The sequence below is a fragment of the Flavobacterium bernardetii genome, from assembly GCF_011305415.1.
Lineage (GTDB): Bacteria > Bacteroidota > Bacteroidia > Flavobacteriales > Flavobacteriaceae > Flavobacterium > Flavobacterium bernardetii.
The window spans coordinates 82,655-96,911 of sequence record NZ_JAANOQ010000006.1; the positions used below are offsets into that span (position 1 = coordinate 82,655).

Genomic DNA, 14,257 nt, shown 5'->3' on the forward strand with positions numbered 1-14,257 from the left:
TAAATAATTGATGCAAATATAAAATACTATTTTCAGGATTTGAAGAAATTTATAGAACGATAACAAATCTTTATGATAAGTTTATATGTGTAAAGCTAAAAACTTTGTAAATTTGTACTTTATAAACGCTATTTAAATACAAAAATATGTATCCAGAAGAAATGGTAAAACCAATGCGCGCAGAATTATCTGATGCTGGTTTTCAAGATTTATATTCAGCTGAAACAGTTGAACAAGCAATAAGTAAAACAGGAACAACTTTAGTAGTTGTAAATTCAGTTTGTGGTTGTGCAGCAAGAAATGCTCGTCCAGGTGCAAAAATGAGTTTAGAAAATGCTAAAAAACCAAGTAATTTAGTTACGGTTTTCGCTGGTGTTGACAAAGAAGCTGTTGACAAAGCAAGAGAACACATGTTTCCTTTTCCTCCATCTTCGCCATGTATGGCTTTGTTTAAAGATGGTGAATTGGTTCACATGTTAGAACGTCATCATATTGAAGGTCGTCCAGCAGAACTTATTGCAGAAAACTTAAAAGACGCTTATAACGAATTTTGCTAACTACTATGCTAGCATACTATAAAAACCGCCGCTTTGGTGGTTTTTTTTATTTATAACTAGTATCTTTGGCAACATAAAAATCAGAATAAAAAAGTATGCAAAAAATTATTTCGTATCCATTATCGGTACTTTATGCGATAGTTTTTTTAATGTGGTTGATAATTTTTCACCCGATTCAGTTGGTTTGTTACCACGTATTTGGTTACAACGCGCACAGAATATCCGTTGCGGTTTTAAATTTTTTCCTTTTAAGAACGTCTCATATTTTAGGTACAACGTATGATATTATTGGAAGAGAGAAATTATTAGAAAACCAACCTTTAGTTTTGGTTTGTAATCATCAAAGTATGCACGATATTATTCCAATAATATGGTTTTTACGAAAAGTGCATCCGAAATTTATTAGTAAAAAGGAATTAGGAAAAGGTATACCGAGTGTTTCGCTAAATTTAAGAATTGGTGGTTCGGCTTTAATTGATAGAAAAGACGGAAAACAAGCCTTAACAGAAATAAAAAAAGTAGGAGAATATATTAATACAAATAAGTATTCCGTTGTTATTTTTCCTGAAGGAACCAGAAGTAAAACTGGAGCACCTAAAGAATTCGCAACCAATGGATTAAAAATGTTGTACAAATTTGCACCAGATGCCTATTTTGTACCTATTAGTATTAATAACTCGTGGAAAATGAATAAATTTGGAGCATTCCCTTTAGGATTAGGCACAAATATTTCAATAGAAATTCACGAACCATTAAAAGTTTCTGAGTATTCTTTTGAAGAAATTTTCGAAAAAACAGAACAAGTTATTAAAAAAAATATAAAACAATAAAGCCCATGTCATTACATAACATCAGACTTGAAGTCATGCAATTATTGGAAAGAAAAATTGATTCTTTTATGGATGAATTTTTAATTCCAGTAGAAAAAATTTGGCAACCTACAGATTTGTTACCAGATTCTAACAACGAAAATTTTTTAGAAGAAGTTAAGGAATTAAGAGAAATATCTAAAGATTTACCTTACGACTTTTGGGTAACTTTAGTTGGAGATACCATCACAGAAGAAGCACTTCCAACCTACGAATCATGGTTAATGGACGTAGAAGGTGTTGACAATGTAGAAAGAAATGGATGGAGCAAATGGGTTCGCCATTGGACAGGTGAAGAAAACCGTCATGGTGATGTACTAAACAAATATTTATATCTTTCTGGAAGAGTAAATATGCGTGAAATTGAACAAACTACACAGCATTTAATTGCTGATGGTTTTGATATTGGAACTGGAAGAGATCCATATAAAAACTTTGTTTACACTAGTTTTCAAGAATTAGCGACTTTCGTTTCACACAATAGAGTAGCTTTAATTGCTAAGAAATACGGTGAGAAAAAGTTATTCAAAATGTGTAACCTTATTGCTGGAGACGAAATGCGTCATCACTTAGCCTATAGCGAATTTGTGAATCAGATTTTCAAAGTAGATCCAAGTGAAATGATGTTGGCTTTCCAATACATGATGAAGCAAAAAATTACTATGCCAGCACTTTTCTTACGTGAATCGGGTGATAAAATCGGAACAGCTTTTGAAGCGTTTTCAGATTCTGCACAAAGAATTGGAGTTTACACTGCTTCAGATTATGTAGATATCTTACAGAAATTAAATGAAAAATGGGACATTGGAAACATCAATGGCTTAACAGCTGAAGCTGAAAAAGCAAGAGATTATCTAATGAAATTACCAGAAAGAATGAGAAAAATTTCTGAAAGATTGATCATTCCAGAAGAAGGACATATTTTTAAATGGGTAGAACCAGCTTTAATTAGATAAATTTCAAAAAATCAATAACATAAATTCCAAATTCTAAAACGTAACTTTTGAATTTGGAATTTTTATTTTAACACCTATGTCAGTAATAGAAAACACGATCAACTTCGTAAAAAAAAAATTAGAAAACGCGGAAAGCGGCCACAACTGGTTTCATATGGAACGTGTGTATAACAATGCTTTACTGATTGCGAAAGAGGAAAGTTGTGATTTAGAAGTAGTACAACTTGCCGCTTTACTACACGACATTGCCGATAGTAAATTTCACGATGGTGATGAAACGGTTGGTCCGAAAGTCGCTAGAGATTTTTTAACTTCTGAAAATGTTTCGGAAACAACTATTAATCATGTTGTGGCGATTATTGAAAACATCTCGTTTAAAGGCGGCAACTTCGAAAAGAAATTTACTTCTAAAGAATTAGAAATTGTTCAAGATGCGGACAGATTAGACGCGATTGGAGCAGTAGGAATTGCTCGTACCTTTAATTATGGCGGTTATAAAAATAGAGAAATTTATAATCCGGAAATCGAACCAAATTTAAAGATGTCAAAAGAAGAATATAAAAATTCGACAGCACCAACAATCAATCATTTTTATGAAAAGTTATTACTTCTAAAAGACAAAATGAATACAGAATCAGGTAAGAAAATCGCACAACAACGCCATACTTTTATGGAAACGTTTTTAGAACAGTTTTATAATGAATGGAACGGAAAGTTTTAGTTGGGAATTTTTAGTAATAAGTTTGGAGATAAAAAAACGGCTTTCAATTTCTTGAAAGCCGTTTTCTATATAATTTAAAATGTATATTATACTACACCTTGACCTAACATAGCGTCTGCAACTTTTACGAAACCTGCAATGTTTGCACCTTTAACGTAATCTACATAACCATTTCCGTCAGAACCATATTGTACACATGCTTCGTGAATGTCTTTCATAATTACTTTTAATCTGTCGTCAACTTCTTCAGAAGTCCAGCTTAAACGTAAAGAGTTTTGAGACATTTCTAAACCTGAAGTTGCAACACCACCAGCATTAGATGCTTTTCCTGGAGCAAATAAGATTTTTGCATCAGTGAAAACAGTAACTGCCTCTGGAGTTGAAGGCATATTTGCTCCTTCAGCCACACAGATACATCCGTTAGCTACTAAAGTTTTAGCTTCAGCTTCATCTAATTCATTTTGAGTAGCACATGGTAATGCGATATCACATTTAACTTCCCATGGACGTTTTCCTTCTACAAATTTTGCAGATGGATATTTTTTCACGTAATCAGAAATTCTTCCGTAGTTTACGTTTTTAATTTCCATAACGTATGCTAATTTCTCAGCATCAATACCAGCTTCGTCATAAATATATCCAGAAGAATCTGACATAGTTACTACTTTTCCACCTAATTGAGTTGCTTTTTGAGTAGCGTATTGTGCTACGTTTCCAGATCCAGAAACCACAACAGTTTTACCATCAAAGCTTTCACCTCTAGTTTTTAACATACTATGTGCGAAATATACATCTCCGTAACCTGTAGCTTCAGGACGAATTAATGATCCACCGAAAGAAATTCCTTTACCAGTTAACACACCTGTAAATTCGTTTCTTAATCTTTTATATTGACCAAACATGTAACCAACTTCACGTCCACCAACACCGATATCTCCAGCTGGAACGTCAGTATTACTACCAATATGTTTAGATAATTCTGTCATAAATGCTTGACAGAATCTCATGATTTCAATATCAGATTTTCCTTTTGGATCGAAATCAGCTCCACCTTTTCCACCACCCATTGGTAATGTAGTTAATGAATTTTTGAAAGTTTGCTCAAAAGCTAAGAATTTTAAGATACTTAAGTTTACAGAAGGATGGAAACGAATTCCTCCTTTGTATGGTCCAATTGCAGAGTTCATTTGAATTCTGTAACCTCTGTTCACTTGAGTTGTACCTTTATCATCTATCCAAACTACTCTGAACATAATTACTCTTTCAGGCTCCACCATTCTTTCCAATAACATTTTGCCTTGGTATTTAGGGTTTTCCTCGATAAACGGAATAACTGTTTCTGCAACTTCTCTTACGGCTTGCATAAACTCTGGTTCATTTGCATTTCTTTTAGCTACTTCGCCTAAAAATGCTGTAACACTTTGACTCATAATTATGTTTTTAAAAAAATTTTTCTGAAGGCAAATATACAGTTATTAAAAAAAATTACATCGTTTTCGTAAAAAAAATAACCTTTTTTTAAGAAAAAAGAAAATAGTCTCAATCATACTAAGAAATCATGAAAAAAACGTCAATTTTAGAATAAAACAAAAAAAATATTTTAATATGAAGTTTGTTTTTTTATATTTGTCGGATAAAATTTCCCTGCAATGACTAAAAAAATAATTTATAGCCTATTATTAGTAATCGGAATCTCCCAATTCTCAAGCGCTCAGTTTGGTTTTTCGCATGAGGTTGGTGCTTTTGTTGGACCAGTTGCGTTTCAATCAGATTTCGGTGAAAGACGCGATTTAACAACAAACGCAGGAAATACTGGTTTCGGAGTTGGTTTAGTACATTATATGAATTTCTCATACAGAGCTGAATGTAACTGTTATACGCCAGAAACATACTTTAATGATCACTTCAAATTAAGAACAGAACTTTCATTTACTAAAACCAAATTAGATCATTTTGGTGAATGGGCAGAAAAACAATCTTTAGGTGGACAGCAATTAAGAGCTATGGACGGTGAAGCTAAAGTAACCGATATTGGTATGCAATTGGAATTCTTCCCATGGAGTATTCGTCAATTTACCGCTACGGATGGTGCTTGGGGACCATTTATTGGTTTGGGAGCGCATTATAACTTTTACAAACCAAACGTGCGTTCTTCAATAGGTAGTGGAAAAATCACTTCACAAACAACAGGAGCAATAGATGATGGTCAAAAGTTTTTAAATGGAGCTGTTAACAATGACGGAGGAAGTACTTGGAGTATTGTTTCAAGTGTGGGTTCAAGATATAAATTAAATGAAATGTCAGATTTATTTGTAGAATTAAGATGGCAATATTACTTTTCAAACTATGTTGATGGTTTAAGTCCTGATCAAGCAAAATATCCAGAAAACAAAGTAAATGACTGGAACGTATGGTTAAACTTTGGTTATATTTATTATTTAGATTAATTCACAAAGAAATATAAATTTGAAAAAACTCGTCTAAAATTATTAAAATTAGACGAGTTTTTTTATCTAATGGCACGGTAATTGATTTTTATTTTATAACTTTACTTCACAAATAGAAACTATGACAAAAAATTACATTTATATTATACTTTTATTCTTAACATTTAGTTTAAGCGCCAGTGCACAAGAAGGCAAGAATGGTAATGCTTCTAAATCTCAAGAACCTACTATTGAAGGATTAAGTTTATACCCAAATCCCAACAATACAGGGAAAGTATATATCACTTCTCGTTTAAACCTTGACAAAAAAGTAGAGGTTTTTGATGTATTAGGTAAAAAAGTAATTGATATTACACTTTACACTAAAGAACTTAACATCTCAAATTTAAACCCTGGTGTTTATATCATTAAGATTAAAGAAGGAGACTCGTCTGCAACTAGAAAACTTATAATCAACTAATTAAATTAATATATTCCTATATTTATAATTATATTATTATGAATATAGGAATACTTGTGTCTAAAAACCCCTCAATATTAAAATATGACATCGCTATTAACAACAAGTTTGTATAAGCAAACAACATTGAAAATAAAGCGATATTATATGGCAATAAAAAAAAATAAAAAATTTACATATGAAACAAATTTACTCTTTATTATTAATGTTCGTTGGAACATTATCATTCGCACAAACGTTTTACACTGAAAATTTCGGTATTCCTACTGGAACAACAACTCTTGCGAATTACACAATAGGAACAACACCAGCTACATTTCAAAACGCTGCACCAATTACTTACACTGGAACAGGTGATGTTAGAGTTAACGCAACTTCAACTGGTTATTCTGGTGCTTCAGGAGACGGTAACGTGTTTTTAACTACTACAGCTGGAAGACATTTAATTATTTCAGGTATAAACTCATCTGCTTACTTACAAGCAGACATTCAATTATCATTCGGACATTCAACAGGTAATATCGGAACTCAAATGGTTGTTGAAACATCAACTAATGGTACCGTTTGGAATCCAGTTACATTTACTCAACCAGGGAATACAGGTTGGAATTTAATTACTGTTGCTAGCAATCAAATCCCATCTTCAACAACCTTATCATTACGTTTTACACAACCAGCTGGTGCACAAATGAGAATTGACGACATTAAACTTGCTAGTGTTTCCGCATCATGTACTTTAGTTTTAGGTGCTCCCGGTGCCGTTTGTAACGCTTCAACTTTAGCTTTAGACACTTATAATGTAACTATACCTTTCTCTGGTGCTGGTAATGCGACTTATGTAATTACACCATCTTCAGGTACAATTGGTGGTGATAATCCAACTTCTGTAGTAAGTGGAAACATTGTGATTTCAGGAATAACAGAAGGAACAGCATTTTCAGTAAATGTTACTGGAGGAACTTGTAATTTCACAACAACCGGAAATTCTCCTGAATGTAAACCAACTAATACATTACCTTTTAACGAACCTTTCAATTACACAGTAGGAAATGCATTAGGATCAGAACAAAAGTGGACCAATGTAAGTTCTGGCGACCCAATTTTAATAGAAGCTGGAAATTTAACTTATGCACCATTAGTTGCTACAGGTAATTCTGCTTCATTTTCCGGACTAGGAAACGATGTAATCACAAGATTTACACCAACATCTTCAGGTACAGTATATGCAGGATTTATGCTTTCAGTTACAGATGTAACTAGCGTATCTGACGGAAATGAATCTTACTTTGCAGTTTTTACAGATCAAGCTTTAACTTTTAAATTAAGACTTTTTACAAAAAGAGTTGGTACTCAATACCAAATTGGTTTTGACAGCGCTTCAACTACAACAAACTATGATGCAACTTTAAGAAATATTGGAGATGTAGTATATGTAATAATAGGATATGATTTTACAACTAACACAATTGCAAAAGCATGGATTAATCCAGATTTATTGACTTTCACAAATGCAACACCAGCAACATTAACAGCAACAACTACAGCGATTGTAACTTTAGGAGGGTTTTTATTCAGACAAGACGCTGCAAATACTACACCTACAATTAAAGTGGACGAATTAAAAATATCAACTTCTGTAATGGACTTCAATTTATCTTCAACTTCTTTTTCTCAAATTGATGGATTAAAAATGTACCCGAACCCAACAAAAAACAATTTATTCATTGAAACAACTTTAAACGGCAACATCAATGTTTCAATTGTAAATATGTTAGGTAAAGAAGTAATTAATACTGAAGTGATTAACAACACGGTAAACCTATCTAACCTAACTTCTGGAATTTACATTGTAAAAATTACTGAAGAAGGAAAAACTTCAACTAAAAAATTAATAGTTAACTAGATAAAAAAACTGCCTTTTGTTAAATTTACATTAATTTTAAAACAAAAAATATCCAAAAAGTTATTTTTGTTCATACCTTTGTACTCAATTTAATTTATATAATTATGAAAAAAATTTACTCTTTATTATTATTAACTTTTGTAACTATTTCTGCACAAGCACAAGTAGTTATTAGTCAAGTTTATGGTGGTGGCGGAAACGCTGGCGCAACCTACACTCACGATTTTGTTGAATTATACAACAAAGGTGCAGCATCTGTAGACATTTCTGGATGGTCTATACAATATGCTCCTGCAGCAACTGGTACTTGGGCTGTTAACGCAATCCCAGCTGCTTCTACAATTGGAGCTGGAAAATATTTTTTAGTTAAATTAGCGTCGCAAGCAGCGGTTGGAATTGCATTACCAACACCAGACGCAGATATAACTACTTCACCTATAAATATGGCTGGAGCAAATGGTAAAGTTGCATTAGTAAATAATACTACTGCATTATCAGGAACTGTTGTTACAACTGGATATGTAGATTTATTAGGTTTTGGTACTGCATCTTCTTTTGAAACTGCAGCATTTCCAACTACAGGAACTAACAATACTCTTGCTTTCCATAGAGGAAACAACGGATGTACTGATACAGATAACAATTCAACAGATTTTGCTTTAGCAAGTGTAAATCCAAGAAACTCTACAGTTGCAGCTTATAGCTGTACAGCACCAAGTTTATCAGTAACTTCACCTTCAACCGGTTTAACATACAGCCCAGAAACAACTTCAATGTCTTTAACTTTAGGTGTTAATAATTTTAATGTAGCTAACGGAACTGGAAACGGACACATTCACTATACAGTTAATAGTGGTTCAGTTGTTATGAAGTATGACACGACACCAATTTCATTAACAAGTTTAACTCCAGGTCTTTATACAGTTTATTTAGAATTAGTAGATAATTCTCATGTTGCTATAGTTCCTGCAGTAAACACTACTTTTACTTTCACTATTGCTTCTTACACTGTTGCAGCTGATTTAGCTGCAGTAAGAGCTGATGTTGTTGCAAATGGTGCAAATAAATATTACCAAGTTACAAGTAATCCAGTTATTACTTACGCAAGAGCTTCTAGAAACCAAAAATACATTCAAGATGCTACAGGCGGAATTTTAATTGATGATGTAGCTGGTACAATTACTACTCCAATGGTAGCTGGTGATGCAATTGGTGGATTAAAAGGTCAAGCGACTTTATTTAGTTCATTATTACAATTTATTCCTTCAACTAACGCAACTGTAATCTCTTCAGGAAACGTTGTTACTCCACAAGTAGTTACAATTGCTGACATTAATGCTGCAACAACAGCAGCAACTTACGAAAGTGAATTAGTACAAATTAACAATGTAACTTTTGACCTTACTTCTCCTAATTTCCCAACTACTGCTACAACTTTTAATATTAATACAGGAGCTGACGTAATCTTATTCAGAACTTTATTTACTGAAGCAAATTATATGAATACTCCGAAACCAGTAGCTGCAACTAATATTTACGCTATTGTAGGAAGAAGTGCTGCAGTTCCTCATGTTACTTCAAGAAATACAGCTGATTTAAATGTGGTTTTAGGATCTGCATCTTTCTCTCAAATTGATGGATTAAAAATGTATCCAAACCCAACAAAAAATAATTTATTTATTGAAACTGCTTTAAATAGCAACATCAATGTTTCAATTATAAACATGTTAGGTAAAGAAGTTGTAAACGCTAATGTAGTTAACAATACAGTTAATGTTGCAAACTTAACTTCTGGTCTTTACATCGTAAAAATTACTGAAGAAGGAAAAACTTCAACTAAAAAATTAATTATCGAGTAATTAGTTTTTCAAAATATCTTAAAAGCACCACTTAGTTGGTGCTTTTTTTATGCTCAAAAAACAGAAAAGCAACGTACAACTAATAATCTTTTTCTACTTTTGTAGTATGATTTCACAAGAAGACATTTTCTCTATTGCCTCAAAAAAAGAATTTGAAAAAATCACTTTAAAAGTCTTTCGTTTCCAATACGAAAACAATAAAGTATATCACTCTTTTTGTAACTATTTAGGCAAAAGCCCGAGCAACGTAAAGCAAATTCCAGATATTCCTTTTTTACCAATTCAGTTTTTTAAATCAGATAAAATTGTAAGTACGATCGACGAGCCAAAAGTTATTTTCACAAGCAGCGGCACAACCGGAATGATCAAAAGCAAACATTTTGTGACTGATATTTCTCTTTACGAAAACAGCTACAACAAAGCTTTTGCACAGTTTTACGGCAACATTGAAAATTATTATGTTTTAGCCTTGCTTCCATCCTATTTGGAACGAGATGGCTCGTCATTAATTTATATGGTGGAAGATTTAATCACCAGAAGTAATCACCAAGACAGCGGTTTTTATTTAAACGATTTAGAACAACTTTCTAATAAGATTATCGAATTGGAAAACGAAGGTCAGAATATTATTTTAATTGGCGTAACCTATGCCTTATTGGATTTAATAGAATACAAAAAATTCCAATTGAAAAACACCATCATAATGGAAACTGGTGGTATGAAAGGCAAAAGAAAAGAAATCATCCGAGAAGAATTACATCAAACACTATGTGATGGATTTGGAGTTACCGCAATTCATTCCGAATATGGTATGACCGAATTATTATCGCAAGCTTATTCTTTAGGAAACGGAATTTTTGAATGTCCAATTTGGATGGATGTTTTAATTCGCGATACGGAAGATGCTTTAAATTATGTTGAAAACGGAAAAACCGGTGGTATCAATGTAATTGATTTGGCCAACATAAATTCTTGTTCATTTATCGCCACACAAGATTTAGGGAAAAAATACGAAAACAAAACGTTTGAAGTTTTAGGTCGATTTGACAACTCTGACATTAGAGGTTGTAATTTGATGGTTTACTAAGAGGTTTAACGGTGGCTGAGGCTCTCGAAGCCACATCTACTTTAAAAACAATATTAATATGAAAGGATTTATGTACATTTTACTTTGTTCTGACGGAAGTTATTACACAGGAAGTACAATAGATTTAGAAAAAAGAATTGATGAACACCAAAATGGAAATGGAGCAAATCATACCAAAAAAAGACTACCAATTGAATTAGTCTATTTTGAAGAATTCGAAAGAATTGATTTAGCTTTTTACAGAGAAAAACAAGTTCAAAAATGGAGCAGGATTAAAAAAGAAGCATTAATTGAAAATAACAAGAATTTGTTACCAGAACTTTCAATTGCATATAGAGATAAACAACAATAAAATTTCACTAATGTTGCCTTCGAGAGCCTCAGGCAACAACAACAATAAACAAAATGATTTTTACAGATACTCACACGCATTTATATTCAGAAGAATTTTCAGAAGACAGAGACATTATGTTACAACGTGCTTTTGACGTTGGTGTTTCGCGACTTTTCGTACCTGCCATTGACAGCAGTTATACGCAAAAAATGTACGATTTAGAAGCTCAATATCCTGAAAATGTGTTTTTAATGATGGGTTTACATCCCTGTTATGTGAAAGAAAATTATTTGGAGGAATTAGCACACGTGGAATCTGAATTATCGAAACGAAAATTTGCCGCTATTGGCGAAATTGGCATCGATTTATTTTGGGACAAATCGTTCTTACAACAACAAGAAGAAGTTTTTACCCGACAAATTCAATTAGCGAAACAGTATAAATTACCTATAAATATTCATTGCAGAGATGCATTTGACGAAGTTTTAGAAATTTTAGAACAAGAAAAATCACCTGAACTTTGGGGAATTTTTCATTGTTTTACTGGCGATATCAACCAAGCAAATCAAGCCATTTCTTGCGGCATGAAATTAGGAATTGGTGGCGTGGCGACATTCAAAAACGGAAAAATTGACCAGTTTTTAAATGAAATTGACATCGAAAATATCGTTTTAGAAACGGATGCTCCTTATTTAGCTCCGGTTCCATTTCGTGGAAAACGTAATGAAAGTAGTTATGTAAAATTAGTTGCAGAAAAATTATCGGAAATTTATAACTTGCCTTTAGAAGAAATTGCAGCAATTACGACACAAAATAGCATAAATGTCTTCGGATTTTAATATTTGATAACGTTTAATTCCTATTTTTTTCGTTTTTTTGTAAATATAAAATAAAGTATGTCGAAATTTGATAAAATACGTCCTTATTATGATGCAGAAGTTAACGATGCTATTCGTGCTTCTATCAATCATCCTATGATGAAAGCATTGATGGATTTTGCTTATCCCAATGTTGAAGAAAGCGTTTGGAAAGAGCAATTGCTTCGCACGCATTCCATTAGAGATTTTCAAATTAATTTTGCTTATCATGCCATAAAAAAGATTTTGGAGAAAAGTTCTGACGGACTAACTACATCTGGTTTTGAAAAATTAGAACCAAACACCTCTTACTTTTTTATTTCGAATCATAGAGATATCATTTTAGATACTTGTCTATTAAACGTATGCTTACACGAACACGGCTTAGTAATGACAGCTTCTGCCATTGGAGATAATTTAGTGAAGAAAGATTTTTTATTAATGCTTTCAAAACTAAATAGAAACTTTTTAGTGCAAAGAAATCTCACACCGAGAGAATTATTAGAAAGTTCAAGATTGCTTTCAGAATATATGTACCGATTGGTTTCGAAAGAAAATCGTTCCGTTTGGATTGCACAACGTGAAGGAAGAACCAAAGACGGAAATGACGCTACACATCCAGGTGTTTTAAAGATGATGGCCATGGCTTCTGACGAAAAAAACAGTATGGATTTCTTCAAAAAAGTAAGAATTGTTCCTGTTTCCATTTCGTATGAATATGATCCAACAGATGCTTTGAAAATGCCACAATTAATGGCTGAAGCTAATGATGAAATTTACACGAAAGAAAAAAACGAAGATTTTATTACACTTTTAAGCGGAATTATTGGTCAGAAAAAGCGCATTCACATTCATGTTGGTGATGTTTTAGATAAAGAATTAGATGCTATTACTGCAGAAACCACAAATTCTAACAAACAAATGTTTGCGTTAGCTCAAGTTGTGGACGATTCTATTTTACAATCGTACAAACTTTGGCCAACCAACTATATTGCATACGACATGATAAACAACACCTCTCTTTATTCTGAAAAATATACCGAAGAAGAAAAACAACTCTTCAAACGTAGATTAGAATTGAGAATTAATGCTGATGATGCGAAAATGAAAGAAAGTTTCCTAGCTATGTATGCCAATCCGGTAACTAATAAATTAAAATATCAAAAAATTGAAAGCCATTCTTAAGCCCAAAATTTTACTAATTTACACTGGTGGAACTATTGGTATGATAAAAGATGCCGATACTGGAGCGCTAAAAGCTTTCAACTTTAAAAAACTAATAAAAGGCATACCAGAATTAAAATTATTGGATTGTGAGATTGAAACGGTTTCATTTGAAAACCCAATCGATTCCTCTAATATGCAAATTACAGATTGGCAAAAAATTGCGATAATTATCGAAGAAAATTACAAAAACTTCGATGGTTTTGTAGTGCTTCATGGTTCGGATACGATGTCTTATAGTGCTTCAGCTTTAAGTTTCATGTTCGAAAATTTAGACAAACCAGTTGTTTTTACGGGTTCCCAATTACCAATTGGTGACTTGCGTACGGATGCAAAAGAAAACTTGATTACAGCCATCCAAATTGCTTCCTTACAAGACAAAGGAAAACCAATGATTCAAGAAGTTTCGTTATACTTCGAATACAAATTATATAGAGGAAACAGAACTACAAAAATAAGTGCTGAACATTTTAATGCATTTGCGTCACCAAACTTTCCAGAATTAGTGGAATCTGGCGTACATTTGAACATAAACAACGCTATTTTATTAAAACAAAAAACCACGAAAAAACTTAAAGTCAATACTAATTTTGACGATAATGTTTTGATATTAAAATTATTTCCAGGTATCAACAAGACGATTTTGCATTCTCTTTTGCACACACCAAATTTAAAAGGTGTAATTTTGGAAACTTACGGATCAGGAAATGCGCCAATGGAAAATTGGTTTATTAGTGAAATTGAAAACGCCATACACCGCGGATTACATATCGTTAATGTGACACAATGTAGCGGCGGAAGCGTTTTAATGGGAACGTATGAAACTAGCACAAGATTAAAAGAAATTGGTTTAATCTCAGGAAAAAACATCACAACTGAAGCTGCAATTACAAAATTAATGTATTTGTTAGGTCAAAACGTGGCAAGTTCAGTATTTAAGACTATTTTTGAGACTCCTTTACGCGGAGAAATGAACGATTAAA

General features: G+C 32.6%; 14 protein-coding genes. 13 read left to right on the plus strand and 1 reads right to left on the minus strand.

What is annotated here, in order from left to right; all coding sequences use genetic code 11:
- The first annotated feature begins 146 nt into the window (after window positions 1-146).
- The 4 genes from G6N05_RS11480 (at window position 147) to G6N05_RS11495 (ending at window position 3,103) form a co-directional block, all read left to right on the plus strand.
- Entirely contained in the window at window positions 147-557 is a 411-nt protein-coding gene (locus G6N05_RS11480) for a BrxA/BrxB family bacilliredoxin (protein ID WP_166129149.1), read from the plus strand.
- A 95-nt stretch (window positions 558-652) separates the two neighbouring features.
- Window positions 653-1,387, plus strand: coding sequence for a lysophospholipid acyltransferase family protein (locus G6N05_RS11485; protein WP_166129152.1), 735 nt, complete (start codon window positions 653-655; stop codon window positions 1,385-1,387).
- A gap of 5 nt (window positions 1,388-1,392) precedes the next feature.
- Window positions 1,393-2,382: an acyl-ACP desaturase gene (locus G6N05_RS11490; RefSeq protein WP_166129156.1), complete on the plus strand. Its 990-nt coding sequence runs from the start codon at window positions 1,393-1,395 to the stop codon at window positions 2,380-2,382.
- 76 nt (window positions 2,383-2,458) lie between these two features.
- The gene (locus tag G6N05_RS11495) at window positions 2,459-3,103 is read left to right on the plus strand and encodes an HD domain-containing protein (RefSeq protein WP_166129161.1); all 645 of its coding nucleotides are present in this window, start codon (window positions 2,459-2,461) and stop codon (window positions 3,101-3,103) included.
- A gap of 86 nt (window positions 3,104-3,189) precedes the next feature.
- Here G6N05_RS11495 and gdhA read toward each other — a convergent pair whose 3' ends face one another.
- Complete coding sequence (gene gdhA, locus G6N05_RS11500; protein WP_166129165.1) at window positions 3,190-4,533, minus strand: NADP-specific glutamate dehydrogenase; 1,344 nt, start codon at window positions 4,531-4,533, stop codon at window positions 3,190-3,192.
- Between the two features lie 219 nt (window positions 4,534-4,752).
- Here gdhA and G6N05_RS11505 point away from each other — a divergent pair, with 219 nt between their 5' ends.
- The 9 genes from G6N05_RS11505 (at window position 4,753) to G6N05_RS11545 (ending at window position 14,256) form a co-directional block, all read left to right on the plus strand.
- On the plus strand, window positions 4,753-5,550 hold the full coding sequence (locus G6N05_RS11505) for a THC0290_0291 family protein (protein WP_166129169.1): 798 nt from the start codon (window positions 4,753-4,755) through the stop codon (window positions 5,548-5,550).
- A gap of 121 nt (window positions 5,551-5,671) precedes the next feature.
- Window positions 5,672-6,010, plus strand: a complete 339-nt coding sequence (locus G6N05_RS11510) for a T9SS type A sorting domain-containing protein (protein WP_166129173.1) — start codon at window positions 5,672-5,674, stop codon at window positions 6,008-6,010.
- A gap of 178 nt (window positions 6,011-6,188) precedes the next feature.
- Window positions 6,189-7,913 carry a T9SS type A sorting domain-containing protein gene (locus G6N05_RS11515; protein ID WP_166129177.1) on the plus strand — a complete coding sequence of 575 codons (1,725 nt, stop codon included), beginning with the start codon at window positions 6,189-6,191 and terminating at the stop codon, window positions 7,911-7,913.
- A 104-nt stretch (window positions 7,914-8,017) separates the two neighbouring features.
- Window positions 8,018-9,772 (plus strand): T9SS type A sorting domain-containing protein, encoded by a 1,755-nt coding sequence (locus G6N05_RS11520; RefSeq protein WP_166129181.1) that lies wholly within the window; start codon window positions 8,018-8,020, stop codon window positions 9,770-9,772.
- Between the two features lie 106 nt (window positions 9,773-9,878).
- A complete protein-coding gene (locus G6N05_RS11525; protein WP_166129184.1) occupies window positions 9,879-10,859 on the plus strand; it encodes a LuxE/PaaK family acyltransferase in 981 nt (326 codons plus the stop codon).
- Window positions 10,860-10,917: 58 nt separating this feature from the next.
- Window positions 10,918-11,211 carry a GIY-YIG nuclease family protein gene (locus G6N05_RS11530; protein WP_166129188.1) on the plus strand — a complete coding sequence of 98 codons (294 nt, stop codon included), beginning with the start codon at window positions 10,918-10,920 and terminating at the stop codon, window positions 11,209-11,211.
- 53 nt (window positions 11,212-11,264) lie between these two features.
- Window positions 11,265-12,032, plus strand: coding sequence for a TatD family hydrolase (locus tag G6N05_RS11535; RefSeq protein WP_187003016.1), 768 nt, complete (start codon window positions 11,265-11,267; stop codon window positions 12,030-12,032).
- A 57-nt stretch (window positions 12,033-12,089) separates the two neighbouring features.
- Window positions 12,090-13,235, plus strand: a complete 1,146-nt coding sequence (locus G6N05_RS11540; RefSeq protein ID WP_166129192.1) for a 1-acyl-sn-glycerol-3-phosphate acyltransferase — start codon at window positions 12,090-12,092, stop codon at window positions 13,233-13,235.
- Window positions 13,219-14,256 carry an asparaginase gene (locus G6N05_RS11545; protein WP_166129196.1) on the plus strand — a complete coding sequence of 346 codons (1,038 nt, stop codon included), beginning with the start codon at window positions 13,219-13,221 and terminating at the stop codon, window positions 14,254-14,256. Before G6N05_RS11540 ends, G6N05_RS11545 begins: the two co-directional genes overlap by 17 nt.
- The last annotated feature ends 1 nt before the right edge of the window (window position 14,257 follow it).

What these genes read in the sequence shown, in the direction of transcription:
- G6N05_RS11480 (WP_166129149.1), top strand. Translation starts at nt 147, where the DNA reads ATGTATCCAGAAGAAATGGTAAAACCAATGCGCGCAGAATTATCTGAT.
- G6N05_RS11485 (WP_166129152.1), top strand. Translation starts at nt 653, where the DNA reads ATGCAAAAAATTATTTCGTATCCATTATCGGTACTTTATGCGATAGTT.
- G6N05_RS11490 (WP_166129156.1), top strand. Translation starts at nt 1,393, where the DNA reads ATGTCATTACATAACATCAGACTTGAAGTCATGCAATTATTGGAAAGA.
- G6N05_RS11495 (WP_166129161.1), top strand. Translation starts at nt 2,459, where the DNA reads ATGTCAGTAATAGAAAACACGATCAACTTCGTAAAAAAAAAATTAGAA.
- gdhA (WP_166129165.1), bottom strand. Translation starts at nt 4,533, where the DNA reads ATGAGTCAAAGTGTTACAGCATTTTTAGGCGAAGTAGCTAAAAGAAAT.
- G6N05_RS11505 (WP_166129169.1), top strand. Translation starts at nt 4,753, where the DNA reads ATGACTAAAAAAATAATTTATAGCCTATTATTAGTAATCGGAATCTCC.
- G6N05_RS11510 (WP_166129173.1), top strand. Translation starts at nt 5,672, where the DNA reads ATGACAAAAAATTACATTTATATTATACTTTTATTCTTAACATTTAGT.
- G6N05_RS11515 (WP_166129177.1), top strand. Translation starts at nt 6,189, where the DNA reads ATGAAACAAATTTACTCTTTATTATTAATGTTCGTTGGAACATTATCA.
- G6N05_RS11520 (WP_166129181.1), top strand. Translation starts at nt 8,018, where the DNA reads ATGAAAAAAATTTACTCTTTATTATTATTAACTTTTGTAACTATTTCT.
- G6N05_RS11525 (WP_166129184.1), top strand. Translation starts at nt 9,879, where the DNA reads ATGATTTCACAAGAAGACATTTTCTCTATTGCCTCAAAAAAAGAATTT.
- G6N05_RS11530 (WP_166129188.1), top strand. Translation starts at nt 10,918, where the DNA reads ATGAAAGGATTTATGTACATTTTACTTTGTTCTGACGGAAGTTATTAC.
- G6N05_RS11535 (WP_187003016.1), top strand. Translation starts at nt 11,265, where the DNA reads ATGATTTTTACAGATACTCACACGCATTTATATTCAGAAGAATTTTCA.
- G6N05_RS11540 (WP_166129192.1), top strand. Translation starts at nt 12,090, where the DNA reads ATGTCGAAATTTGATAAAATACGTCCTTATTATGATGCAGAAGTTAAC.